This window comes from Arsenicicoccus dermatophilus (genome assembly GCF_046267915.1).
Classification (GTDB): Bacteria; Actinomycetota; Actinomycetes; order Actinomycetales; family Dermatophilaceae; genus Arsenicicoccus; species Arsenicicoccus dermatophilus_A.
In genome coordinates, this window is sequence record NZ_CP176520.1 from 2,524,595 (window position 1) to 2,549,588 (window position 24,994).

Here is a 24,994-nt window from a genome sequence, read left to right on the forward strand (position 1 = left end):
TCACTCGGCGCCACCCGAGCGGATCACGCTGCGCAGGGTCCGCAGGGCCACCGACAGCGGCGCGATGCCCGGGCGCTCCAGCCGCGTGATGCCCGACAGAGCCGTCTGCGCCCGACCGAGCTGGTCGGCGTTGAGCTCCTCCCACCGCTCGATCTGCGCGGCCGGGTCGGACAGGTCGCCCGCCGTAGCCAGCACCGCGAGGGTGAGCGAGCTCAGCGCGGCATACAGGTCGTCCCGCATCGAGCCCCGAGCCAGGGCGTCCCAGCGGTCGTCGCGGGGCAGGGCCGAGACCCGGGTGAGCAGCGTGTCGATGCCGAAGTGCTCCGACAGCTGGAAGTACAGCCGGGCCACCTGGTCGATCTCTCGGCCCGTGCTGCGCGCGATGTCCACGATGTCCAGGACCGAGTAGAGGTCCAGGATGCCGGCTGCGCCGACCGCGAGGTCGGCGGGCACGCCCTCGGCCTCCAGCTGGCGAGCCTGGCCCAGCAGCCGCTCGTGCTCGCTGCCCTTGAGCAGGTCGGCGATCTGCGGCTGCAGACGCGCCGCCGCGTCCCGGAAGCGCTCGATCTCCGACTCCACGTCCAGGGTCACCGGGCGGTTCTGCAGGAACCACCGGGTGGCGCGGTCCATCAGGCGCCGGAACTCGAGGTACATCCAGGTCTGGGTGTCGGTCGGGACCTTGTTGTCCAGCTCCTCGACCCGGGCGACGAAGCCCTTGAGGTCGAACACCTCGCGCGCCACCACGAAGGCCTTGGCGATCTGCTCGGGGCGAGCCGCCGTCTCCTCCATGGCGCGGAACGCGAACGTCATCCCGCCGCGGTTGACCAGGGAGTTGACCACCGAGTTGACGATGATCTCGTTGCGCAGCGGGTGCTGCTGCAGCTGCTCGGCATACCGCTCCCGCACCGGCTCGGGGAAGTACTCCGCCAGGGTCCGACGGAAGTACGGCTCGTCGGCCAGGCCGCTGGACGCCAGGTCGGTCTTGAGGGCCAGCTTGGCGTAGGCCAGCAGGACCGAGGCCTCGGGCGAGGTGAGCCCGTGGCCCGCCGCCACCCGGTCCGCGATCTCGGTGTCGGTCGGCAGGAACTCCAGGGCGCGGTCGAGCTCACCGCGCTCCTCCAGCCACACGATCAGGCGCTGGTGGACCGGCGCCATGACCTGGTCCTGGTAGCGCGCGTTGCCGAGCAGGACGTTCTGCTCGTAGTTGTCCCGCAGGACCTGGTAGGCCACCGCGTCGGTCATGGAGGCGAGCAGCTCGTTGCGCTGCTTGAGCGTGAGGTCGCCCTCCTTCATCAGACCCGTCAGCAGGATCTTGATGTTGACCTCGTGGTCGGAGGTGTCCACCCCGGCGGAGTTGTCGATCGCGTCGGTGTTGACGTGGATGCCGCTGTGGGCGGCCTCGATCCGGCCCAGCTGGGTCGCGCCCAGGTTGCCGCCCTCCCCGACCACCTTGACGCGCAGGTCCCGCCCGTCGACCCGGATGGCGTCGTTGGCCCGGTCGCCGACCTGGGCGTTGGACTCCGTGGACGCCTTGACGTAGGTGCCGATGCCGCCGTTCCACAGCAGATCCACCGGAGCGAGCAGGATGGCCTTCATCAGCTCGGCGGGAGTCATCGACGTCGGGGCGCCCTCGACGCCCAGGGCCGCGGCCATCTGCGGGGACACCGGGATCGACTTCGCGCTGCGGGAGAAGACCCCCCCGCCCTCGCTGATCAGCGAGGTGTCGTAGTCCGCCCACGAGGAGCGCGGCAGGTCGAACAGTCGGCGCCGCTCGACGTACGACGTCGCCGCCACGGGCTGCGGGTCGACGAAGATGTGCCGGTGGTCGAAGGCCGCGACGAGGCGGATGTGCTCGGACAGCAGCATGCCGTTGCCGAAGACGTCGCCGCTCATGTCACCCACGCCGACGACCGTGAAGTCCTCGGTCTGGGTGTCGTGCCCCAGCTCTCGGAAGTGCCGCTTGACGGACTCCCACGCGCCCCGGGCGGTGATGCCCATGCCCTTGTGGTCGTAGCCCGCCGAGCCGCCGGACGCGAAGGCGTCGTCGAGCCAGAAGCCGTAGGACTGCGCCACGCCGTTGGCGATGTCGCTGAAGCTCGCCGTGCCCTTGTCGGCCGCCACCACGAGGTAGGGGTCGTCGGGGTCGTGCCGCACCACGTCGAGGGGGTGCACGATGTCCTGCCCGACACGGTTGTCCGTGAGGTCCAGCAGACCGGAGATGAACAGCTTGTAGGACTCGATGCCCTCGGCCAGCCAGGCGTCGCGGTCCACGGCCGGGTCCGGCAGCTGCTTGGCGAAGAAGCCGCCCTTGGAGCCGGTCGGCACGATGACGGCGTTCTTGACCATCTGCGCCTTGACCAGGCCCAGGATCTCGGTGCGGAAGTCCTCGCGACGGTCGCTCCAGCGCAGACCACCACGGGCCACGTTGCCGAAGCGCAGGTGCACGCCCTCGACCCGCGGGCTGTAGACCCAGATCTCGAACTTCGGCTTCGGGGCCGGCAGGCCGGGCACCGCGTGCGGGTCCAGCTTCATCGACAGGTAGGGCTTGGGCGCCCCGTCCTGCGTGCGCTGGTAGTAGTTCGTGCGCAGCACCGCCTGGATGGTGCCGAGGAAGGACCGCAGGATCCGGTCGGCGTCCAGTGAGGCGACCTGCTCCAGGGCGTCGGTGATGCGGGCGACCACGGCCTCCTCGGCGGCGCGCCGCTGCGTCATACCCTCCTCGTCGTCGGGGAAGGCCTCGATGCCGAAACGGGTCTCGAACAGCTCGACCAGCATCCGGCTGATCTCGGGGTTGCCGACCAGCACGTCCTCGATGTAGGCCGCGGTGAAGGTCGTCCCCGCCTGCCGGAGGTACTTGGCGATGGAGCGCAGGATGACGACCTGACGCGAGGTCAGGCCGGCGGCGAGCACCAGGGAGTTGAGTCGGTCCGACTCGATCTCCCCGGTCCAGGCCTGTGCGAAGGACTCCTGGACGTGGGCCCGGACGTCGCCGCCATGGTCCTCCCAGTCGCCGTCGCGGGCCGCGCGCAGTCCGAAGTCGTAGACGTGCGCCGGCTCACGCCCCGCCCGGTCCACGACATAGGGCCGTTCGTCGGTCACCTCGACCCCGAGGTCGGTGAAGATCGGCAGCACCCGGGAGAGGGACAGCTCGTGGTCGGTGTAGACCTTCATGCGCCGCTCGCGGGCGTCGGAGCCGAGCGGCTGGTACAGGCTCAGCCCGAGCTCGCCGGGGGTCAACGCCTCCAGGTGCGCCATGTCCACGACGGCGACGCGCGCGCCGAACTCCTCCTTGTAGGACTCCGAGAAGGCCTGCCCGTAGGTCTTGAGCAGAGCGGCGGCCGCCTCCTCACCATGCTCGCTGGTGACCGCCTCGCCGAGGTCGTCGGCCCAGGCACGGGTAACTTCGATCATCTTGCTCTCCAAGGCTGCTCGGTCGACGTCGGGCAGGGTGGCGCCCTGCTCGCCGCGCACCACGAAGTGCAGCCGGGCGAGCGTCGACTCGTTGACACGGGTGGTGTAGTCGATCTGGTCGCTGCCGAAGGTGGCGCGCAGCAGGCCCTCGATCCGCAACCGGGTCTCGGTGTTGTAGCGGTCGCGAGGGAGGTAGACCAGGACGGAGGTGAAGCGGCCGTAGACGTCCTCGCGAAGGAAGACGCGCAGCTGCCGTCGTACCTTGGCGTGGATGATCGAGGTCGCGACCTCGGCCAGGGTGGCCGGGTCGGACTGGAAGATCTCGTCACGGGGGAACGTCTGCAGGACGCCCACGAGGTCGCGACCGTCGTGGCTGTCAGGACCGTAGCCGGACAGGCGCAGCGCCTCGGCGACCTTGTCCGACACCACCGGGATGCGCAGCACGGACTCGGTGTACGCCCCGGAGGTGAACAGGCCCAGGAAGCGCCGCTCCCCGGTCACCCGACCCTCGGCGTCGAAGGTCTTGACGCCGATGTAGTCGAGGTAGACCGAGCGGTGCACCGTGGACCGGGAGTTGGCCTTGGTGATGACCAGCAGGTGGGGCTCGAGCGCCTTGGCCCGCACCGCCCCCTCCAGGTGGGCGATCGAGGCCTGACGCTCGTCGTAGCGCAGGATCCCCAGACCCGTGCCCGGCACCGCACGCAGGGTCAGGTCCTCATCCTCTCCGGCCAGGACGTAGTCGCGGGAACCGATGAAGGTGAAGCTCCCCGCCGCGAGCCAGTCGAGCAGCCGGACGGCCTGGTCGATCTCCTCGCCGGGCACGTCGGCCGGCGGGCGCTCGCGCAGGACGGCGGCCGTGGACTCGGCCCGCTCGCGCATCTTGGGCCAGTCCTCGACGGCCTCGCGGACGTCGCCCAGCACCTGCACCAGGTGCTGCTCCAGGGCACGCAGGTCGGCGCTGTCGGACTCCCGGTCGATCTCGACGTGCATCCAGGACTCGACGTGCACGTCGAAGGCCCCGCGCGGGGCGTCCTCGGGGTCGACGTCGAGGATCTCCACCAGCTGGCCGGTCACGTCGCGGCGCACCACGAGCCGGGGGTGGACCAGGTCGTGGATCGTGCGTCCGTCACGCATGATCGCCGCGGTGACCGAGTCGACCAGGAACGACATGTCGTCGGTGACGACCTGGACCACCGTGTGCCCCGAGGACCACTTGTTCTCCGCCACCGTGGGCGTGAACGCCCGCACCAGGGCCGTGCCCGGCTCGCGGCGACGCGCCAGGTCCCGGTGGGCCAGGGCCGCGCCCAGCAGGTCCTCCGGCGGTCTGGCGCGCAGATCCTCGGTGGCGGTGTGGCGGTAGTAACGGTGGAGGAGCTGGACGGTGGTGCCGTCCCGGGAGCGCCCTGCCACCTCCGCAGCTGCGGTGAGCAGCTCCTCGCGGGACTGGTCGAAGGATGCAGACATGGCCTGTGAGTACCTCATCGATCTCGACGGGTGCACGACTTTGTGCACTGGGGCCGAGACTAGCCGTATGCCGTGCGGACCGACAGGCCACCCCACGCCTATCCGGACCGGCGCCCGACGTCCCCTCTCATGTCGAGCCACCGGGTCGTCGCGCGCCCGCGAGGGCCATGCGAGGACCCGGTTCGCCATACAACCCTGTGGGTGGTGGCCGTCCCGGTTCGCCCCGGCTGGCTAGAGTGCCGACGTGCCCGTCCTGCCGCCCACCTCCGCCGCGCTGGCCCGTGCCGTCGACGAGCTGGACTGGACGACGGCGACCATGGCTGCCTCCCCCGTCGTGCAGCACGAGCTCGTGTCCTGCCTCCAGCTGCTGGCGGACCGGCTGGAGGCGCTGGGTCAGGACCCGACCGGCCAGGACCCTGGGCCGGGTGGGTCGGCCGTCTGGTGGTCGACGGCGGCCCCCGTCGACCTGCAGCGCGCCGGGCCCGCCCGGTGAGCGTCGGGCCTGCCGACCCGGACCCGGCCTCGGTCTGCGCTGCCGCGGCGACCCTCGCGCGGCTGCACCGGGAGCTGCCGGCCCCCACGGGGTCCGAGGCCGCCCGGGTGCTCCGGACCCTCGTTCCCCTGGCCGAGGCCCTGGCACGTCACGGCACCGTGCTGTCCGACACCTGGGAGGGTGCGGCCGCGGCGCGATCCGGCCGGGACGCCTCGCCCGAGAGCCTGCTCGCCGATGCCCGGCTCCGGGCTGACGAACAGGCCCTCCTCGACGTCGTGCGTCGGGTGCGGTCCGAGCTCGGCCCGACGACGCCCTGACCCCGGATCAGTCCTGCTCGACGAGCCGCAGGACCTCGGCCAGCTCGCTGACGTCGTACCACAGCAGGTCCTCGTCCTCGTGGGCCGTCGTCTCGTCGACGTGGAAGGACACCAGCTGCCCGAGCCGGACGGGCGAGGTCACCCGCACGAAGGCGTAGCCGTCCGGGACGTCGGCCACGCCGGCAGGTGCCAGGTCCGCGGCGGCGATCACCCGGCGGCGCGCACCCGCCCGCTCCGCGGCGACCGCCGCGCACTCCCGCAGGGCGTCGTACTCGCGCTCCTCCTCGTCGTCGTCGGGCAGCTCGCGAGCCACCGCCGCCGTCACCGCGCAGGCACCCTCCAGGGCCGCGGCGGTCACCTCGCCGCGGTCGTGCAGGGCCCTCAGGTCGTCGAGGTCGAGGGGCAGGTAGGTGCGGCGCACGGCCATGGGATCAGCTCCTGGAGGTCAGGCCAGCTCGACCAGCTCGACCAGCTCGGCGAGCGAGTCGGAGATCGCCTGGGCGAGGACGGCGAGGTCGGGGACGAGGTCACGATCGGCGTTGATGCCGTAGTAGACCCGTCCGTCGTAGGACGTCACGCCGAGGGCGAGCGCCTGCCCGTCGGCGACCGGCATCACAGGATAGGTCTCCGTCATCGTGGTCGTGCCCAGGTAGCGCGGCTCCTGGGGGCCGGGGACGTTGGTGACGACCAGGTTGAAGAAGGCGCGGGAGGCGAGCCCACCCATCCGCGCGGCCAGGGCGTGCAGGGTCGGCGACGCGAATCCCGCGAGCCCCGCCAGGGTGTCTGCCCCCATCGCCCGGCCCCGGTCCACCTGCCGCCACATGGCGAAGGCGATCTGGTGCAGCCGGACCACCGGGCTGGGCTCTCCCACCGGCAGGTCGACGAAGCAGGCCGTCACGCGGCTCGACCCGGCCTGGTCCACCCCCTCGGGACGGATGCCGACCGGGACCAGCGCCCGGACCGAGGTGGCGCGGTCGACGACCTCACCGCGGCTCTCCAGCCAGGACCGTATGGCGCCGGTCACGACGGTCAGGACGACGTCGTTGATGCTGGGCGTCAGGCCCACGTCGCCGCGGTCGACCCCCTCCCGGACGACGCGGTAGTCCTCGAGGTCGGTCGCCACGGTGACATAGCGGCGGGCCTGGCCGGTGGGGCCGTTCAGGGCGTTGCGGTGGGCGGGACGGGACGCGGTGGTGGCGACCGCGGAGAGCACCTGCCCCGCCCCGGCCAGGACGCCCTCGGCAGCCCGGCGCAGCTCGCCCACGCCGGCGTCGACCGCCTCCAGCACCCGACCCGGCCTCCGGATCGCCCCGAGGACCGAGCCCACGACCAGCTGCAGATCGCTGGGCTCGCGCCCGGGAGCCCACGGCGCCGGGGGCGGGACGTCCGCGACCGGGGTGTCGTCGAGCACGACCTGGGCGATGTCGACCGTCTCGATGCCGTCCACCAGTGCCTGGTGGGTCTTGGTGACCACCGCGAAGCCCCCGTCCTCCAGGCCCTCCACGAGGTAGAGCTCCCACAGCGGGCGGCTCCGGTCCAGGGGCCGGGCGAGGACCCGGGCCACGAACTCGTCGAGCTGTTCCCTGGTGCTCGGCCGCGGCAGGGCTGCGGCGCGGACGTGGTAGGTCACGTCGAAGGACTGGTCGGGCACCCAGACCGGGTTGGCGATCCCCCCGGGGACGGTGCGCACGCGCTGGCGGTAGCGAGGCACCCGCGGCAGGCGAGTCCCCACCCGCTCGAGCAGCTCCGCGTGGTCGGGTGCCTGGGCGTCCGGCGCGAACACCATCACCGCGCCCACGTGCATCGCCGCGTTGGGGCGCTCGAGGTAGAGGAAGGACGCGTCCAGGGGGGTCAGCCGTTCGCTCACCGGGCCATCGTCCCAGATGCGTCGACCGGGCGCCCCTCCTCGGAGCGCCCGGTCGACGGTGGCTGTGCGGCGGCTCTCAGTAGGCGCCGTCACCCTTGAGGACCGCTCGGGCCGTCTTCAGCAGGATCTGCATGTCCATCCCCAGGGACCAGTTGTCGACGTAGCGCAGGTCGAGGTTGACCGACTGGTCCCAGTCCAGGTTGGAGCGTCCGCTGACCTGCCACAGACCGGTCAGCCCCGGCTTGACGCGGAGCCTGCGGTTGTCCTTGTCGTGGTACTTCTCGGCCTCCTCGGCCAGGGGAGGCCGAGGACCGATGAGGGCCATGTCGCCGCGAAGCACGTTGAACAGCTGCGGCAGCTCGTCGATGCTGTAGCGGCGGATGATCTTGCCCACCCTGGTGATGCGGGGGTCGTCCGCCATCTTGAACAGGACCTTGTTGCCCTGTCCCGTCTGGGACTGGTGCTGCTTGACGAGCTGGGCTCGCAGCGCGTCCGAGTCGGTGACCATGCTGCGGAACTTGATCATGGTGAACGGCTGCGCGTCCTGCCCGAGTCGCTGCTGGGTGTAGAAGATCGGACCCTTGCTCGTGAGCTTGACGGCCGCGGCCGTGATCAGCAGGATCGGCGACACCCCGATGATCGCGAGCAGGGCGATGGTCCGGTCCTGGATGTTCTTGAGGATGCCGCGGCCCAGCTTGTCGGAGGGGCGCTCCCAGTGCAGCAGCTGCAGGCCGGCGGTCGGCTGCATGGTCACCAGCGAGGGGGTCGTGTCGACCATCCCCGGGGCGACGACGAGGTCGGCCCCCACGCGCTCCAGCGCCCAGGAGAGCCGGCGCAGAGAGGTGCCGGAGAGACCGCCCCCGGTCACCACGACGACATCGATGTCGTGGTCCACGACCAGCTGCGGGATCTCGGACAGCACGCCCCACACCGGGACCTGCGAGGCGCCGGGAGTCATGGGCACCACGTCCAGGCTGGCCAGGGCCATGCCCATGACCTGCATGCCGTGGTCCTTGGTGGTGGCGAGCTCGTGCGCGAACGCCCCTGCGGTCGAGCCGTCACCGGCGACCAGCGTGCGGAGCATCGCGTCGCCGCAGGTGCGGCGACGCTTGAGCGTGTGGCGCACCATCAGTCGGTGGACGATCGTCAGGAAGGCGATCGCCGGGACGCCCACGAGGACATAGCGTCGTGGCAGCTCCACCTTCATGGCGTAGGACAGGAAGCCCAGGACCGCCATCGCGCCGAAGGCGGCCCCCGCGACGGCCTGGACCGCGGCGGTCACCTCGCTCATCCGCCGCAGGTCGTAACCGCGGCGGATGAGCAGCAACACGCACCACAGCACGCCGGTGCCCACGGCACCGCCGATCGACTGATGCAGGGTCCGCTGGTCGTTGACCATGAGGACGAACGTCAGGCAGATGGCGATCAGGACGTCGCCGACGACCGCCTGGACCATGGTCGGTCGCTCCCACCGGGCGCGGCGCGTCCGGGCTCGCGCGACGGGGTCGAAACGCTCGACCTCCTCGGGCGTCCGCTCCCGTCCTGCGACGGCTGCCGGCACGACGTACGGCCGGTCGCAGGTCCAGGAGATCCTGGGTCGGGTCGTGGGCTGGCGGCGCTCCTCGCTCTGGGGCTCGGCTGCTCCCCGGAGCTCCTGCTGGACCGTCATCTGCCCCCTACCTCTTCCTGTCGTCCTGTCGTTCCGTGTCGGCTCGACCACCCTACGGGCGCCTGCGAGCAGCGCGCACTGCCTTCCCTCATTCCTGCGCGGCAGGCGCAAGGTGGCAACTGTGAGTCAGGACTTTGAACTATATGCGCATGCCTTCGCACAGGGGCACGAATCGGGCAGATGCGTCCATATGGGTAGCGGCGTCCGGGGCGCTCCCGTGCCTCAACCCTCGCCGGGCCCGTCCCCCAGGTGGCGCCGCGCGTCCAGCAGCCTGGCCACGTCGGCCACGGCCAGCGCGAGCGGGGAGCCGGGGGCCGCCTCCCCCAGGCCGACACCTGCCAGCAACGCACGGTCGGCCGCGTCGGGGTCGAAGGGCAGCAGCCGGAGCTGACCGACCCCGGCGAACCGCTCCAGCAGCCCGCCGACCCGCTCCCCCGCCCGTGGTCCCACCGCGGCCGATCTCAGCTTGTTCACGACGACCGTCCCCGGCTCCACGGCCCTGCTCCTCAGCTCGTGCAGCCCGCGGACCAGGCGCTGCAGTCCCACCGGGTCCGCCGCCCCTACCGCCAGGACCTCGTCCGCCACCTCCAGCGCCGTGAGCGTGGCCATGTTGCGGCGAGGCGCGAGAGTGTCATAGCTCAGCTCCTCGTCGTCGTCCAGCGAGGCGGCGCAGTCGACCAGGACCAGGTCGTGCTCGAGCCTGGCGACGTCCAGGATCCGCTCGACGGCCGCGGACCGGACCTCCGGCCAGCGGTCGGCCGCAGGGATCCCGGTCAGCACCCGCACGCCGGTGGCGACCTCGGGTGCCAGCCGGGCCAGGGACAGCCGGTCGAGGGTGCCGTGCTCGGCGGCCCGGCAGGCGGCAGCCAGGCCCGGTGCCTCGTCCAGCACGGCCAGGTGCTGAGCGACCGAGGCGGCGTGGGTGTCCAGGTCGACGAGCAACGTCCGCACCTCGGCCCGCCCCAGCTCGATCGCGAGGTTGACGGCGAGGGTGGTCCGACCGGGCGCCCCGTGGGGTCCCCACACCGTGACCACCCGCCCACGGCCCTCCGGCTCGGGAGCCCTCGACGCCGCGTCCGCGAGATCGGCCGCGCCCACCGGGTGGTCCGCCGGTGGCGCCGCCGCGGTGCGCGCCAGGGCGGCCACCACCGCGGCGTACAGATCGGCCGGAGCCGCGTCGGCCGGGACCAGGGTGCTCACGCCCAGCTGACGCAGGCCGGCCTCGTCAGCCTCCTCCCCCGGAGAGACCACCCCCACGACACCGACGGACCGCAGCCGCAGGTCCCGGACGGCGCTCAGGTCGAGCCCGCGCAAGCGCGCCGCGAGCAGGACCACGTCGCCCAGGCCGGCCTCGGCGGCCGCCAGCAGGTCAGGCAGGTCGACGCACCGGCGACCCACGGCCACCCTCGCGCCCAGCGCGGCGACGACGTCGGCGTCCCACCCGTCCGGGAGCGCGGTCAGGACGGACGGACGAGGTCCCCCGCTCATGAGCCGCTGCGCAGGACCGCGCCGGGCAGGGGGACGGCCGTCACCCGGTCCTTGGCGTCCACGGCCGCCAGCAGGGCCGGGACGGTGGCGGTGGGCACCCACACCTGCAGGGCGACGGTGCTGCCACCCCCGGTGAGGCTGGTCGACTGCTCCGGCTCGCGTGCGACCGAGGCGTTGCCGACCACCAGCCGGGGTGCGGCATAGACGTCGGCGCCACCCTCCGAGCTGTGCCGACTCACCCAGACCTCCACGGCGGTGCCGCGCACGAGCGGGCCGGTCGATCCCGCCGGGACGGGGACGGACACCTGCCGCTGGGCGACCTGGTCCCGCGAGCCCAGCGCCGAGAGCGGCACCAGCTCACCGCGCGCGACGGACCGCACCACGTGCGAACGGTCGCCCGGGAGTCCACCGGCCGGGAGGTAGTCGCCTTGCAGGGAGCCCAGACGGACCTGCACCGGACGCAGGTCCGCGGCGGAGAGGGCCTCGCCGGCCCCGAGGTCGCGGGTGGCGACGTAGACCGCCGTGGTGTCCTGGGCCGCGGCGACGAGCCGAGACCCCAGCGCCACGCTGGCCAGCACCAGGAGCAGCCCGACGAGGAGCCGACCGTCCCGCCACGAGGGCTGACGCAGACGACGGGCGCTGCGGGCCTGCTCGCCGGCGGCCGGCGCGCCGGCCCGTCCTGTCCACGGTCGCCACGGTGCCACGGGGTCCTCCTCACCGGCCGCGGGCGCGGCCACTCCTGCGCTCCATGGTGGCGCCCCGGCGCCGGAGAGGGCGGCCGTCATCCACAGGGCCGGCCTCGTCACCGCCGCTGTCCACAGGCGCTCGTCCGAGGGCCGGACGGCAGTCCTACACTCGGGTCGAGCCGGAGCGCCCGGCAGCCGATCGCACGAGGAGAGCTGCGCATGCCCAAGCGCTTCATCCAGCTGGCCGAGGTGGCCGAGGTGCTGGACATCTCGTCCGCCCAGGCCTATGCGCTGGTGCGGTCGGGAGAGCTGCCGGCGATCAAGGTCGGCGGCCGGGGGCAGTGGCGCGTGGAGAGCAGCGTCCTCGAGGACTACATCCAGCGGATGTACTCCGAGACCAGGGCCTTCGTGGCTGCGCACCCCTTCGGTCAGAGCGAGTCCGAGGCCTGACCTCGGGCAAGCGCCCTCACACCTGACGGATCGCGGCGATCCCGTCCAGGGGGACGGTGACCAGACGGGCGGCCACGCCACGTCGAGCGGGGACGTCCGCGGGCACCAGCGCCAGGTCGACATGGTCATGACCGACGGCCTGCACCATGCCCTCCAGGACCTCACCCGCCGTGAGGTGCACGCGGACCGCACGCCGGTCCCGCGCCAGGTCGCGCACGGCAGCCCCCACCGGGCGGTCCGCCACCCGACCACCCGGCCGAGCCGCACGGGGCAGCCCCGCCAGGTGCCGGACCGCATCCGTGCGCACCACCTGCGCCCGGTCGTCGGCCTCCAGCCGCAGCCAGCCGGCCCCGGCGTCGGTGAGCACGCCGTGGAGCATCTCGCCCCCGGGGAGCACCGCCTGCAGCGAACGCCCCTCGGCGGCCAGTGCCCGGCCCAGGATCGTGGTGCTGCCCCGGTCGCGGCGCACCCGGTCGGGGACGGAACCCAGCTCCTGCGCCCGCTCCTCCTCCGCCCAGCGCCCCTCCAGGTCGTCGAAGAGCTCGTCCCAGCGCCCCATGGTCCCCTCTCGGTGCCTGGCTGCGCGTCGGTCGGCAGCGCTCCCTGGACCCCAGCGTACGAGTCCGTCGGTCCCCAGGGTCGCGGTAGGCACAATGGCCCACCCCCCGGACACCTCGGGTGGTTGGTTACTCACCGTAAGTACCAGGTCGCGCTCTTTCGGCATCATTCATAGGCAAACGCAGGCAAACTGCCTAAGTTGACTTCATGCCCGTCACTTCTCACCACCCCCGCGCCGCCGCGTTCCGCGTCTGGTCGACCGCTGCGGTCCTGGGCCTGCTGGCCGCGGCGGTCGCCGTGGCCACCCTCGCGGCCGTGCGTACGTGGCCGTCGGGAGACCTCCCCTCCCTGCTCGGCAGGACCGCACTGGCGGCCTCGGGGGCCCTCGCCACCTGCTGGCTCGGACGCACCGCGACCGATCTCCTGCTGCTCGCCCGCGACCTGCGGCGCGGCGCTCCTAGCCGGCTCGCGGTGGCGGGGCGGGACCGTCGCCTACGACTTGCCGCGGCCCTCCTCGGCGTCGGCACGGCGACGGCCACCTCCCCGGCCCAGGCCGCGCCCCGTCCCGCACCCGTGGCCGCAGCCGCCGCCCTGGAGGCGGCCACCACGGTGGTGCCCGACCTGGCCGGGGCGGACGCGCTCCGCGCACCGACCGACCGCGCGCCCGTCCAGCCGGACCTGCTGCCCGAGCCGCCTAGCCCGACGGAGGGCGGCCCCGACGTCGGAGCCCGGCCCCGCCCGGCGACGCACCGGACCCCGGGACGTCCACGACCGGACGAGGTCGTGGTGCTCCGCGGCGACACCTTGTGGGCCCTGGCTGCGGCGCACCTGCCGCCGCACTCCTCGGACGCCGAGATCGCTGCCGCCTGCCACGCGTGGCACCTGGCGAACCGCGAGACCATCGGCCCGGACCCCGATCTGCTCCTGCCCGGTCAGGTGCTGCACGTCCCCGCCTTCGAGCGCGCCGGCAGCCTCCGATGAGCCTCGCAGCAGCCCCCAGGCCCTACGTACGGCCCGCGCCCCGGATCGTTCCCGAGCCGGTCGGCCACCCGTCCTCCCCCGACGACGGTCACCACGGCTGGACCGTCGGCCAGGGGACCCTCGACCTCGACTTCCGGCACCGGGACGCGGCCTTCGGCCCCCAGCCCACCGCGAGCGCCGACCTGCCGCCCGCCTCCGCCTGGGCCCAGCAGGTGAGCCAGGCCGTGGTCGAGGTCCTGGCCGCCCACCGCCCGATCAGCCAGCTGGTCCGGTGGACCACGACGGAGGTCTACGCCCGGCTGGCCCGCGGCGCGCAGCTGGCGCCCACCCGTCATCCCGGTCGCGGCCGACGCCCGGTGGTGCGGCGGGTACGCGTCGCCGAGCCCCGCGACGGGGTGGCCGAGGTCGCCGCCGTGGTGATGATCGGAGACCGCGCTCGCGCGCTCGCCTTCCGGATGGTGGGTCGGGACGGGCGGTGGGTCATCGACGCGATGACTGTCGGTTGACCGCTGCTCGCGGGCGCGCCGGCCAGGGCGCCGCTCCCGCGTTCTGGTCGACGTACTCCGGGGACGGACCGGGCCCGGCAGGACGTGATGTCCTGCCGGGCCCGTCGGTGTCGTACGCGATTCAGCGACGACGACCCTTGCGGCCCCCACGACGCGCGCGCCGCGAGGCGGGCTGGGCGCCCTCGTCGTGCTCCTCGACCGAGCCGTCCTCGCTCGGGGCGGAGTAGTGCAGCTGCTGGCGCTCACGCGCCGCCTCGGCCAACCGCGCCGCCTCCTCCTCGCCGATCTCGACGTCGAGGTTGAACAGGTAGGCGACGGACTCCTCCTTGATGCCGTCCATCATCGCCTCGAAGAGCAGGTAGCCCTCGCGCTGGTACTCCACCAGCGGGTCGCGCTGGGCCATGGCCCGCAGGCCGATGCCCTCCTGCAGGTAGTCCATCTCGTACAGGTGCTCACGCCACTTGCGGTCCAGCACCGACAGGACCACCCGCCGCTCCACCTCGCGCATGACGTGCTCACCGAGCTCGGCCTCGCGGCGGTCGTACGCGTGCTGCGCGTCGGACTTGAGCTCCAGGGCCAGGTCCTCGGGGCGCATGGCGGCACGGCCGCCGGCCTCGTCCTCCAGCTCCTGCCAAGACACGCTCACCGGCCAGATCAGCCGCAGCGCGGTCCACAGCCGCTCCAGGTCCCACTGCTCGGGGAAGCCCTCGCCGGTCTCGGCGGTGACGTAGGCGTCGACGACGTCGTTGAGGAAGATCCGGATCTGCTCCTGCAGGTCCTGGCCCTCGAGGACCTTGCGGCGCTCGTCGTAGATCACGGTGCGCTGGCGGTTGAGGACGTCGTCGTACTTGAGGACGTTCTTGCGGATCTCGAAGTTGCGGCCCTCGACCTGGGTCTGGGCGCTGGCGATCGAACGGCTCACCATCTTGGACTCGATCGGCACGGACTCCTCGATGTTGGCCCGGGCCATGAAGGTCTCGACCATCTGCCCGTTGAACATCCGCATGAGCTCGTCCTGCAGCGAGAGGTAGAACCGGCTCTCGCCGGGGTCGCCCTGACGCCCGGACCGGCCACGCAGCTGGTTGTCGATGCGCCGCGACTCGTGGCGCTCGGTGCCCAGGACGTACAGTCCGCCGAGCGCGACGACCTCCTCGTGGGCGTCCTTGGCGCCGGCCTCCGCCTCGGCCAGCGCCACGTCCCAGGCGGCTTCGTACTCCTCCGGCGTCTCGTCGGGGTCCAGACCCTGGGCCTTCAACGCCTGCATCGCCCGGAACTCGGGGTTGCCGCCCAGGATGATGTCCGTGCCTCGACCGGCCATGTTGGTGGCCACGGTGACCGCGCCCTTGCGGCCGGCCTCCGCGACGATCGCCGCCTCGGACGCGTGATGCTTGGCGTTGAGGACGTGGTGCGGGACGCCACGGCGGCGCAACAGCTCGGAGAGGTATTCCGACTTCTCCACGGACGTGGTGCCGACCAGGACCGGCTGGCCCTTGGCGTGGCGCTCGACCAGGTCGTCGGCCACGGCCTCGAACTTCGCGGTCTCGGTGCGGTAGACCAGGTCGGGCAGGTCCTTGCGGATCATCGGCCGGTTGGTGGGGATCGGGACCACGCCCACCTTGTAGATCTGGTGCAGCTCGGCGGCCTCGGTCTGGGCGGTGCCCGTCATGCCTGAGAGCTTGGTGTAGAGCCGGAAGTAGTTCTGCAGCGTGATCGTCGCGAGGGTCTGGTTCTCGTTCTGGATCTCGACGCCTTCCTTGGCCTCGATCGCCTGGTGCATGCCCTCGTTGTAGCGCCGGCCCGGCAGCATGCGACCGGTGTGCTCGTCGACGATCAGGACCTCGCCGTCGATGACGACGTAGTCCTTGTCCCGCTTGAACAGCTCCTTGGCCTTGATCGCGTTGTTGACGTAGCCGATGAGCGGGGTGTTGACCGACTCGTAGAGGTTGTCGATCCCGAGGTAGTCCTCGACCTTGTTGATGCCCGCCTCCAAGATGCCGACGGTCTTCTTCTTCTCGTCGACCTCGTAGTCGCCGCGGCCGTCCTCGCCGCGCTCCAGCCGCATCACCAGCTTGGCGAACTCGGTATACCACCGGGTCGCCTGGTCCGCGGGACCGGAGATGATCAGCGGGGTGCGGGCCTCGTCGATGAGGATCGAGTCGACCTCGTCCACGATGGCGAAGTTGTGCGGCCGCTGCACCATCTCCTGCGGCGTCCACGCCATGTTGTCGCGCAGGTAGTCGAAGCCGAACTCGTTGTTGGTGCCGTAGGTGATGTCCTTGGCGTACTCCACCCGGCGCTGCTCGGGGGTCATCGACGCCAGGATGCAGCCGGTCTCCAGGCCCAGGAAGCGGTGGACGCGCCCCATCTGCTCGGCCTGGGTGGAGGCGAGGTAGTCGTTGGTGGTGACGACGTGGACGCCCTTGCCCTCCAGGGCGTTCAGGTATGACGGCAGCGTGGCCACCAGGGTCTTGCCCTCACCGGTCTTCATCTCGGCGACGTTGCCCTGGTGCAGGGCCGCACCACCCATGACCTGCACGTCGAAGTGCCGCTTGCCCAGGGTGCGTCGGGAGGCCTCGCGGACCACGCCGAAGGCCTCGGGCAGGATGCCGTCCAGCGTCTCGCCGTCGCGCAGCCGCCTGCGGAAGATGTCGGTCTCGGCGCGCAGCTCGGCGTCGGTCATCGCCTCGTAGCTCGCCTCGATGGCGTTGACCTGGACAGCGATGCCCTGCAGGCGGCGGAGGGTCTTGCCCTCGCCGGCGCGCAGCAGACGGTCGATGACGGACACGTGGTGCTCCCTCGCGGTGATCGGTGGCTCACGGGGCCGGTCGCCCGGCCCTCGCTCCGCTCAGACTAGTGCGTATGCCGGAGGTCGGCAGTCACCTCCGTCCCACCGTCGGCTGACCCCGGGCCGCCCCCGTCTCGGGCCAGGGGTCACCGCGGGCTCAGCCCCAGGGTCACCTCGGGACAGTCGAGCCAGGCGCCGAGGGCCGCCAGCTCCTCGTCGAGGGCGGCCACGGCGTCCGGCCCGGCATGCTCCTCCTGGTGCCGCGCCTGGACGAGCAGCCGCCCGGTCGCGCGGTCCGCCTTGAGGTCGACGCGGGCCACGAGCCGCTCGTCGTGCAGGAAGGGCAGCACGTAGTAGCCGTGGACGCGCAGGTGCGCCGGCACGTAGATCTCGAGCCGGTAGTCGAAGCCGAACAGCGCCCGGGTCCGGTCCCGCTGCCAGACCAGCGAGTCGAAGGGGCTGAGCAGCGCGCTCGCCGTGACCCGGCGCGGCACCCGGGCGTCGCGGTGGACGTAGGCCGGACGGCGCCAGCCCTCGACCTCGGCCGGGACGAGCACGCCCTCCTCGACCAGCGCGTCGACGGCCGGTGCCACCCGCGGCGCGGGCAGCCGGAAGTAGTCGCGCAGGCACTGGACGGTGCCGACGCCGAGGGCGCGGGCCGACAGCTCGACCAGGGCCCGCACCCGGTCGCCGTCGCGCTCCGGGGTGCGGGCGGCCGCGAGGGCGTCCGCCAGCAGGGCCTGCGGGAGCACCCGGTCGAGCGGGGCGTAGCGTCGCTCGAAGCTCGTCGTCCGCCCGGCGCTGGTGATCTCCCCCGCCCAGAACAGGTGCTCCAGGGCGGACTTGACCAGCGACCAGTTCCATCCCCACCGGTCCCGCGGCCGCGCCGGGTCGTGCGCCAGCCGCGCCACCAGCCGGGCCTCGACCTGGCGGGACGTGAGCGGGCCATGCTCGCAGACCTCGGCACGCACCGCGGCCACCAGCTCCGGGTGCTCGCGGGCGACCCGGCGCATCCCGCCCCAGGCGTCGTCGTGCGCCCGGGCCATCCGCCACCCCAGCAACGGCCAGGTCGACGGCGGCACCAGCGAGGCCTCGTGGGCCCAGTACTCCACCATCCGGCGCGGGGCCCGGTCCCGCAGCCCGTCCAGGGCGGCCCGGTCGTAGCCGCCGAGGCGCGACCAGAAGGGCAGGTAGTGCGAGCGCGCCAGCACGTTGACCGAGTCGATCTGCACGACCTGCACGGTCTGCAGGACGCGCGTCAGGTCGCGGGCGGTGGGGTGCTCCGGGCGCGCCCGGGCGAAGCCCTGCGCCGCCAGCGCCATACGCCGGGCCTGGGGCAGGGTGAGCCGCCGCTGCGGCGGATGCCCGGCCACCGGGTCACTCGGGCAGGTCGAGGATCTTCTCGCGGACCGCGAACATCACGGCCTCCATCCGCGAGTGCAGCTGGAGCTTCTCCAGGATGTTGCGCACGTGGTTCTTGACCGTGTTCTCGGAGATGAACAGCTCGGTCGCGATGTCCTTGTTGGCCAGGCCGCGGGCGACGAGCTTGAGGACCTGCAGCTCCCGGTCGGTGAGCCGCGGGACCGGCATCGCGGGCCGCTCGTCCTCGCGCTTGATCAGGTGCGCGAACTCCTGCAGGAGCTTGGACGCCATGGGCGGGGAGATGAGCGACTGGCCGGCGGCGGCCTGCCGGATGCCGTCGGCGATCTCCTCGCCGGGAACGTCCTTGAGCAGGTAGCCCGTCGCGCCCGCACGCACCGACTCGTACAGGTCCTGGTGCTCGTCGGACATGGTCAGCATCACGACCTTGACCGACGGCACCGACGCCCGCACCCGAGCGGTCGCCTCGGAACCCGACAGGCGGGGCATGCGCACGTCCATCAGCACGATGTCGGGCACCAGCTCCTCGGCGAGCTGCACCGCCTCTGCGCCGTCGCCGGCCTCGCCCACGATCTCGATGTCCGGCTCCTGGGCCAGCACCATCTCCAGCCCGCGTCGGTACAGCACGTGGTCGTCGGCCACCAGGACCCGGATGCGCTCCTGGGACACGCCGTCGTTGTTCCCCGTCATACCGGCATCCTGGCACGGGCGAGCCGCACCCGCGCCGTGTGCCCCGGACGACTCGCCGGGCCGGGCCGTCTCCCCCGGCGCGGGGCGGGCTGGGCCGACCGGGTGAACCAGGCGATGCCCGGCCCATCCGGTCGGCCCGTGCCCTCAGGCGGTGGCGGCCTCCGCCTCGGCGGCGGGCTCCCCGTCGACGCCCGTCGCGGGCTCGGTGTCCAGGTGCAGGACGCCGTACGACCAGCCGCGACGGCGGTAGAGCACGCTGGGCGCACCGGTGTCCGCGTCGGCGTAGAGGTAGAAGTCGTGGCCGACGAGCTCCATCTGGTCCAGCGCCTGCTCCAGGGTCATCGGCGCGGACCGGTGGTGCTTGACGCGCACCTCGATCGGGGTGTCGGGCAGCTCGACGACCTCGGGGCCGGCGTCCTGGTCCGGCTCCGCGGGCGTCGCCGGAGCAGGTGCGGCGGTCTCGGGAGCGGGAGCGCGCACCTCCGTCAGCACGGAGTCGGCGAAAGGCCCGACGGCGAGGTCGGGGGCCGTGGAGGTGGTGACCCGGCGGCGCTGGCCGCGGCGCCGGTCGGCGGCCTTCTTGAGCCGGTCCAGGAGCTTGGTGGCAGCGACGTCGAAGGCCGCCTCCTTGTCGTCCCCCGTCGCCTCGGCCCGCACGACCGGGCCCTTGGTGCGGCAGGTGATCTCCACGGTGATCGCGTCCGGGGCCGCGGCGCTGGCCTGCTTGGCCACGATCACGTCCAGGCGGGGATCGCGGCTGACGAAGGGCTCGAGCCTGCTGAGCCTGTCGTGCACGCGCTCGCGGAACGCGTCGGTGACGGGAAGGTGGCGACCGGTGATCTGGATGTCCATGGAATCTCCTCCTGGAAGGGGCGTGGACCGCTGGGATGGTCAGGCCTGCCTGGCCTGCTGAGAGCTGCTCCTCACCTCCTTCGCGCGACGGGAGGACCCGACTCGTCGTCGAGCCGTTGTCTGACGCTAGCGCAACGTTCGAACGGGGCCCACGGGTTCCCGACAGGTCCCGCCGTCCGGACGTCGCCGGGTCGCCGCCACGACCACGGCGGCCAGCACGGGCATCCCACCCGCCTCCACCGCCCGGGTGGCCTCCACCAGGGTGGCGCCCGTGGTCAGCAGGTCGTCCACCAGCACGACCGGACCGGCACACCCGGCGCGAGCGAGCACCATGGTGGCGTGCAGGTTCGCCGCCCGCGCCCGATGGCCGAGGACCGCCTGGTCGGCACGGGGACCCCGGGTGACCAGCAGCCGGGCGACCGGGAGGCCCGCCCGGTCCGCGGCGGCGGCGGCGAGCGCCTCCAGCGGCCGGTCGCCCCGGCGTCGCCGCGCAGCCGGGGCGGTGGGGACCGGCACGACGACCGGACGGGCAAGGGCGGGCATGCCCTGCGCTCCCGCACCCGCCCGGGTGGTCACCAGGTCCAGGGCCGGGGCGAGCAGCTCGGCCAGGTGCGGGCGCAGGTCCCGCCGCTGCTCGTCCTTGTAGGCGTGCAGCGCACGCCGCAGCGAGCCGTCGTTGACACCTGCCGCGACCACCGGAGGCAGTCCGGCCGGCTCGGGATCGGGACGAACCCGCCGCGGACCGCCGGCGTGGCACCAGCCCCACAGGTCGGCCCGGCAGGGCTCACACAGCGATCCCGCGGGGCGGCCGCAGACCGCGCAGGTGCGCGGCAGCGCCAGGTCGGCGAGGGCGGTGGTGAGGTCACGGACCCGCATGGCTCCTCCCTGCCAGGTGTCTGCCGGAGGTCCCACCCTCCCACCCGCTCTCCGGCGGCCCGGCCCGTTCACCCCGCCCTGTGGACGACCGGACCCGGAACCCGCCACCGTCCCCAGGGCAGGTGTCCGGACCGATGCGCCGGGTCAGTGCCCGGGCACCACGAAGTCCCCGGTCGCCACGAGCGGCTGGAAGCCGTTGCCGGACCGCACCAGGGCCTGTCCGCGGTCGGTCTGCACGACGATGGTGCGCGCGCCGCCGACGCTGGTGATCGCCGTGCCGCCGGGGACCGGTCCGAGGATCTGGCTGGGACCGCTGATCGGGGCCACGACCACGTGGGGCGCCGGGTGGTCGCGGTTCCGGCCGAGGACGCCGAGCGTGTCGGCGTCGAGCCAGGTGGCGTCCACCACGGACACCAGGGCGCCCGCGACGGCGATCGGCTGGGCGAGGCCCACCGGGCGCCCGTCCTTGCGCAGGACGCCGCTGACGCCGACGGTGGCCGGGCCCCCGCCGGTGGGCTGGGAGACGACGAGGACACGCTGCCCTTCCGGGGAGGGACGCAGCGCGAGGACCGTCCGGTCTGCCAGCCAGGGCACGTTGACCGCCGTCGGGGGCATGGCGGAGGTGTCCGAGCGGGCCAGGGCGAACAGGCGTGTGCCGGCGTCGGTGCGGCCCGCCGCCCAGAGGTACCCGCGGGTGTCGTAGGCCGGGCGGGTCAGGTCCTGGGCCAACCTGTCGTGCCGCACCAGCTGGGTGCCGTGCCACCGCGCGAGGTCCGTGCGGTCGTTGCTCAGACCCGCGAGCTCCTCCCCGTCGGGGGACAGCGCCAGCCGGGACCACTGAGGTCCCACGGGCGGCAGCGGCGGCCCCGCGAGGGGTCGCCGGGTGGCGCGCTGACCGCCCTGCTCGCTCAGCGAGGCCGGGTCCGCGCGCTCCAGCGTGCCCCGGCGGCGGAGCAGCACCGGGGCCGTCGGCAGGGCGGTTTCGGCGAGGGACACGTCGGTCGCGCCGAGGGGTCCGTCGGGCAGACCCGGGGCCGTCAGGGTGCTCCCGTCGGCCTCCAGCTGCACCCGGTCCACGCCGGTCACCGAGGTGAGGGTCGCGGTGAGCTGCTGCCACATCAGGCGCCGGCCCCGGTCGTCGGCGTTGAGCGCCCGGCCGGTGAGCGCCACCCGGGCCAGGCCCCGGTCCAGGGCCACGGCGCCGAGCGAGAGGTCGGTGTACTCCGGGACGCCGGTCTCGACCGCGCCCTGCAGGTAGGCCGGCGGCGCCGCCAGCTGGGCCCGCGCCACCCGGGTGAGCAGCCCCGAGCCCTCGAGGAACCAGCGGCGGTCCAGGATCAGGGTGTGCTGGCCGGGTGCGACGTACGCGACCGGCGAGGAGGCGTAGAGACCCAGGTCCGAGCGGCTGATCCAGGCTGAGGCCAACGCCCCCAGCCCGCCGTCGATCCGCCACTCGTCCCCCTGCCTGACCAGGGTGAGCGTCGCGGTGCGGACCTGTCCGGGGGGCAGCTCGACGTAGTGCCCCTCGCGGTCCAGCTGGGCGGACACCACGCCGCTGACGGTCACGGTGCCGGGCCTGACCTGGGTGACCGTGGGGCGGCGGGCGTCGTCGTAGATCCAGGCCGAGCCGTCGGGGTGCCACTGCTCGGAGCCGTGGCCGGTGAGGTAGTCCCGGGCCACGCCGCTGTCCTCGGACGCCACCCCGGCCCGCAGGAAGTCCGTCACCAGCGCCTCGGGGGTCGAGCCGGGCACCGGTCCGCGGGGGATCACCCGCACCCCCTCCGCGGGTCCCCGCCCCACCACCTGGCCCTGCTGCACCGGGCTCGACCCGGGCAGGCCCTGGCAGCCACCGATCGCCAGCGCGGCGGCCAGCGTCCACGGTATGCCGAGGAGATGGCGCCTCATGGCTGGTTGGCCCAGGTCGGGTCCTTGGCGGCCGCCGGGGAGCGGTCCTCCAGACCCAGGAAGCCGACGTCGAGGGCGGTGCCCGGCACCGTGTCGGCCGTCCCGCGGGCGCCCCCGGGAGCAGCGGACCGGGCGAGGACCGGCGGGTTGACCCGGACCCCGCGCGGCTGCATCGGCAGCGGCGACTCGCCGAAGGGCTCGCCGAAGGTCACCGGCAGGGTGAGCCGGAAGCAGGACCCGACCCCGGGCTGACCCCAGGCCTCCAACCAGCCGTGGTGCAGGTGTGCGTCCTCCATCGAGATCGACAGTCCCAGGCCGGTGCCTCCGGTGGTGCGGGCCCGGGCCGGGTCGGCGCGCCAGAAGCGGGTGAAGACCTTGGCCGCCTCCCCGGGCTTGAGGCCGACGCCGTTGTCCCGGACGGCCACGGCCGCGGCGTCCACGTTGCGGGCGATCTCCACGGTGATCGGCTCGCCCTCGCCGTGCTCGATGGCGTTGACGACCAGGTTGCGCAGGATCCGGGTGATCCGGCGGCGGTCGCCCTCGGCGAGGACCGGCACCTCGGGAGCCACCACGCGCACCTCGCTGCCGCGGTGCGCGGCGAGCGCCGCGGAGTCGTCCACGACCTCCTGCGCGAGCCGTCGCAGGTCCAGGGGCTCGGGGTCCAGGCTGGCGGCGCCCGCGTCGATCCGGCTGATCTCCAGCAGGTCGGTGAGCAGGTTCTCGAACCTCTCCAGCTGGCCGGTGAGGAGCTCGGCGCTGCGGGCGGCCGCCGGGGAGTCGAAGCCCTCACGGGCGTCGTAGAGCAGGTCCGCAGCCATGCGCACCGTGGTGAGCGGGGTGCGCAGCTCGTGGGACACGTCGGACACGAACTGCTGCTGCACCTTGGACAGGCCCTCAAGCTGGACGATCTGGGTCTGCAGGCTGGACGCCATCCGGTTGAACGAGCGGCCGAGCACCGCCAGGTCGTCGGTCCCCCGCACCGCCATCCGCTGGTCGAGCCTGCCCGACGCGAGTCGCTCGGCCACCTGCGCCGCCCGTCGGACGGGGTCGACGACGAGCCGGGTCACGACATACGCCACGCCGCCGATGAGGACGACGAGCAGCCCGCCCGCGAGGAGCAGGTTGCGGGTGACGATCTCCAGCGCCCGCGCCTCCGCGCGCATGGGATAGGCGTAGTAGAGGTCGTAGCTGCCGGCCCCGGGGGGCAGCTGCACCTGGGCGCCCACCAGGACGACGGGGACGCTGGTGCCGTCCCGGCGCAGGGTGACGATCTGCAGCTGCTGGTGGGTGCGGTCCGCCCGCACCTGGGTGCGCAGCGTCCCCGGCACCTCGGCCAGGGAGATGTCGCCCGCCGCCACGGTGGGCAGCGGCGCCCGGGTGTTGCCCACGGTGGGGGTGATGAGCACGTCCCGGGAGCGGTCCGGGGCGTGGTCCTGCTGGACGATGTCGGTGGCCATCTGCCGCAGGTTGGACTCGTCGGTCTTGTCGGCGTGGTCGAACTGCGCCTGTGCCGACCGCAGCCGGGCGGCGGCGTCGTTGCTGGCCGTCGCGCGCTTCTCGTCGGTCAGGCCCTCCGCGACCCGCCCGTGCAGGTAGGAGCCCACGATCAACAGCATGGCCGTGCTCAGCAGCATGGTGCTGGCGACGGTGCGCATCATCAGCGAGCGCCGCCAGAGCTCGATCAGGCGGGTGAGCGACGTCCGCAGCCAGGGCCAGGTGCGGGACAGCCCGTCGGACGCCGTGCGCGTGACCTGGTCCCGCAGCGAGGCGAGGTCGGAGCGCAGGGTGCGGGCCATGGACTGCCGCCGGTCAGGAGCCGGTGCCGGCCTTGTAGCCGACGCCGCGCACGGTCACCACAATCTCGGGGTGCTCGGGGTCGTGCTCGATCTTGGAGCGCAGCCGCTGGACGTGCACGTTGACCAGACGGGTGTCGCCGGCGTGGCGGTAGCCCCAGACCTGTTCCAGCAGCACCTCGCGGGTGAAGACCTGCCAGGGCTTGCGGGCCAGCGCGACCAGCAGGTCGAACTCCAGCGGGGTGAGCGAGAGCGTCTCGTCCCCGCGGCGCACCGCGTGTCCGGCCACGTCGATGGTCAGGTCGCCGATGGTCAGGTGCTCCTGCTCGACCTCCTCGCCGCGGCGCAGCCGGACCCGCATGCGGGCGAGCAGCTCGGCGGGCTTGAAGGGCTTGACGATGTAGTCGTCGGCGCCGGACTCCAGCCCCACGACGACGTCGGTGGTGTCGGTGCGGGCGGACAGCATGACGATGGGCACGCCCGACTCGGTGCGCAGCCGTCGGCAGACCTCGATCCCGTCCATGCCGGGGAGCATCACGTCGAGGAGCACCAGGTCCGGCTTGACCTCGCGGAAGGCCGGCAGCGCCGCCGTGCCCGTCGCCACGTGCGTGACGTCGAACCCCTCGCTGGTCAGCACGATGCCGAGCATCTCGGCGAGCGCGAGGTCGTCGTCGACGACCAGGATCCGGTGCTTCACGGGGCTGCTCCTCACTGCACGACGTCGTCCGTCATCTTCACACACCGGCCCGCCACCATCACGGAGGGGTCATGGCCGTCCCCGCGTGTTCGCCCTCGCTCACCCGTGCGGCGCAGCAGGACGACG

Annotated in this window: 20 protein-coding genes; 5 read left to right on the forward strand and 15 right to left on the reverse strand. The window is 73.0% G+C overall.

The window, feature by feature from the left end; translation table 11 throughout:
• Positions 1–4,875, reverse strand: coding sequence for an NAD-glutamate dehydrogenase (locus tag ACK2IS_RS11950; RefSeq protein WP_409483544.1), 4,875 nt, complete (start codon positions 4,873–4,875; stop codon positions 1–3).
• A 244-nt stretch (positions 4,876–5,119) separates the two neighbouring features.
• Here ACK2IS_RS11950 and ACK2IS_RS11955 point away from each other — a divergent pair, with 244 nt between their 5' ends.
• Positions 5,120–5,368, forward strand: coding sequence for a hypothetical protein (locus ACK2IS_RS11955; protein ID WP_409483545.1), 249 nt, complete (start codon positions 5,120–5,122; stop codon positions 5,366–5,368).
• The gene (locus tag ACK2IS_RS11960) at positions 5,365–5,685 is read left to right on the forward strand and encodes a hypothetical protein (protein WP_409483546.1); all 321 of its coding nucleotides are present in this window, start codon (positions 5,365–5,367) and stop codon (positions 5,683–5,685) included. The genes ACK2IS_RS11955 and ACK2IS_RS11960 overlap by 4 nt, the downstream gene beginning before the upstream one ends.
• 7 nt (positions 5,686–5,692) lie before the next feature.
• On the opposite strand, the gene ACK2IS_RS11965 is transcribed toward ACK2IS_RS11960, so the two are convergent.
• The 5 genes from ACK2IS_RS11965 to ACK2IS_RS11985 all read right to left on the reverse strand — a co-directional run bounded on the left by ACK2IS_RS11965 (position 5,693) and on the right by ACK2IS_RS11985 (position 11,413).
• Complete coding sequence (locus ACK2IS_RS11965) at positions 5,693–6,112, reverse strand: DUF6912 family protein (protein WP_409483547.1); 420 nt, start codon at positions 6,110–6,112, stop codon at positions 5,693–5,695.
• Between the two features lie 18 nt (positions 6,113–6,130).
• The gene (locus tag ACK2IS_RS11970; RefSeq protein ID WP_409483548.1) at positions 6,131–7,552 is read right to left on the reverse strand and encodes a WS/DGAT/MGAT family O-acyltransferase; all 1,422 of its coding nucleotides are present in this window, start codon (positions 7,550–7,552) and stop codon (positions 6,131–6,133) included.
• A 76-nt stretch (positions 7,553–7,628) separates the two neighbouring features.
• Positions 7,629–9,221, reverse strand: coding sequence for a sugar transferase (locus ACK2IS_RS11975; RefSeq protein WP_409483549.1), 1,593 nt, complete (start codon positions 9,219–9,221; stop codon positions 7,629–7,631).
• A gap of 222 nt (positions 9,222–9,443) precedes the next feature.
• Positions 9,444–10,709 (reverse strand): CpaE family protein, encoded by a 1,266-nt coding sequence (locus ACK2IS_RS11980; RefSeq protein ID WP_409483550.1) that lies wholly within the window; start codon positions 10,707–10,709, stop codon positions 9,444–9,446.
• Positions 10,706–11,413: an SAF domain-containing protein gene (locus ACK2IS_RS11985; protein ID WP_409483551.1), complete on the reverse strand. Its 708-nt coding sequence runs from the start codon at positions 11,411–11,413 to the stop codon at positions 10,706–10,708. Before ACK2IS_RS11985 ends, ACK2IS_RS11980 begins: the two co-directional genes overlap by 4 nt.
• A 201-nt stretch (positions 11,414–11,614) precedes the next feature.
• Here ACK2IS_RS11985 and ACK2IS_RS11990 point away from each other — a divergent pair, with 201 nt between their 5' ends.
• Positions 11,615–11,845: a helix-turn-helix domain-containing protein gene (locus ACK2IS_RS11990; RefSeq protein ID WP_409483552.1), complete on the forward strand. Its 231-nt coding sequence runs from the start codon at positions 11,615–11,617 to the stop codon at positions 11,843–11,845.
• Positions 11,846–11,861: 16 nt separating this feature from the next.
• Here the strand turns inward: ACK2IS_RS11990 and ACK2IS_RS11995 are convergent, their stop codons facing one another.
• Positions 11,862–12,404 (reverse strand): hypothetical protein, encoded by a 543-nt coding sequence (locus ACK2IS_RS11995; protein WP_409483553.1) that lies wholly within the window; start codon positions 12,402–12,404, stop codon positions 11,862–11,864.
• A 206-nt stretch (positions 12,405–12,610) separates the two neighbouring features.
• Between ACK2IS_RS11995 and ACK2IS_RS12000 the strand changes: the two genes are divergently transcribed.
• Both ACK2IS_RS12000 and ACK2IS_RS12005 read left to right on the forward strand, forming a co-directional pair.
• Positions 12,611–13,384: a LysM peptidoglycan-binding domain-containing protein gene (locus ACK2IS_RS12000; RefSeq protein ID WP_409483554.1), complete on the forward strand. Its 774-nt coding sequence runs from the start codon at positions 12,611–12,613 to the stop codon at positions 13,382–13,384.
• Complete coding sequence (locus ACK2IS_RS12005) at positions 13,381–13,890, forward strand: Rv3235 family protein (RefSeq protein ID WP_409483555.1); 510 nt, start codon at positions 13,381–13,383, stop codon at positions 13,888–13,890. The genes ACK2IS_RS12000 and ACK2IS_RS12005 overlap by 4 nt, the downstream gene beginning before the upstream one ends.
• Positions 13,891–14,011: 121 nt before the next feature.
• Here the strand turns inward: ACK2IS_RS12005 and secA are convergent, their stop codons facing one another.
• The 8 genes from secA to mtrA form a co-directional block, all read right to left on the reverse strand.
• Positions 14,012–16,675: a preprotein translocase subunit SecA gene (gene secA / locus ACK2IS_RS12010; RefSeq protein WP_409483556.1), complete on the reverse strand. Its 2,664-nt coding sequence runs from the start codon at positions 16,673–16,675 to the stop codon at positions 14,012–14,014.
• A 146-nt stretch (positions 16,676–16,821) separates the two neighbouring features.
• The gene (locus tag ACK2IS_RS12015; protein WP_409483557.1) at positions 16,822–18,048 is read right to left on the reverse strand and encodes a winged helix-turn-helix domain-containing protein; all 1,227 of its coding nucleotides are present in this window, start codon (positions 18,046–18,048) and stop codon (positions 16,822–16,824) included.
• Between the two features lie 4 nt (positions 18,049–18,052).
• On the reverse strand, positions 18,053–18,745 hold the full coding sequence (locus tag ACK2IS_RS12020) for a response regulator (RefSeq protein ID WP_409483558.1): 693 nt from the start codon (positions 18,743–18,745) through the stop codon (positions 18,053–18,055).
• A gap of 144 nt (positions 18,746–18,889) precedes the next feature.
• Positions 18,890–19,597, reverse strand: coding sequence for a ribosome hibernation-promoting factor, HPF/YfiA family (gene hpf / locus ACK2IS_RS12025; protein WP_409483559.1), 708 nt, complete (start codon positions 19,595–19,597; stop codon positions 18,890–18,892).
• A 126-nt stretch (positions 19,598–19,723) separates the two neighbouring features.
• Positions 19,724–20,473 (reverse strand): ComF family protein, encoded by a 750-nt coding sequence (locus tag ACK2IS_RS12030; RefSeq protein ID WP_409483560.1) that lies wholly within the window; start codon positions 20,471–20,473, stop codon positions 19,724–19,726.
• A 144-nt stretch (positions 20,474–20,617) separates the two neighbouring features.
• The gene (locus ACK2IS_RS12035; RefSeq protein ID WP_409483561.1) at positions 20,618–22,378 is read right to left on the reverse strand and encodes an LpqB family beta-propeller domain-containing protein; all 1,761 of its coding nucleotides are present in this window, start codon (positions 22,376–22,378) and stop codon (positions 20,618–20,620) included.
• On the reverse strand, positions 22,375–24,174 hold the full coding sequence (gene mtrB / locus ACK2IS_RS12040) for an MtrAB system histidine kinase MtrB (protein ID WP_409483562.1): 1,800 nt from the start codon (positions 24,172–24,174) through the stop codon (positions 22,375–22,377). Before mtrB ends, ACK2IS_RS12035 begins: the two co-directional genes overlap by 4 nt.
• A gap of 13 nt (positions 24,175–24,187) precedes the next feature.
• Entirely contained in the window at positions 24,188–24,868 is a 681-nt protein-coding gene (gene mtrA, locus ACK2IS_RS12045) for an MtrAB system response regulator MtrA (protein ID WP_409483563.1), read from the reverse strand.
• Between the last annotated feature and the right edge of the window lie 126 nt (positions 24,869–24,994).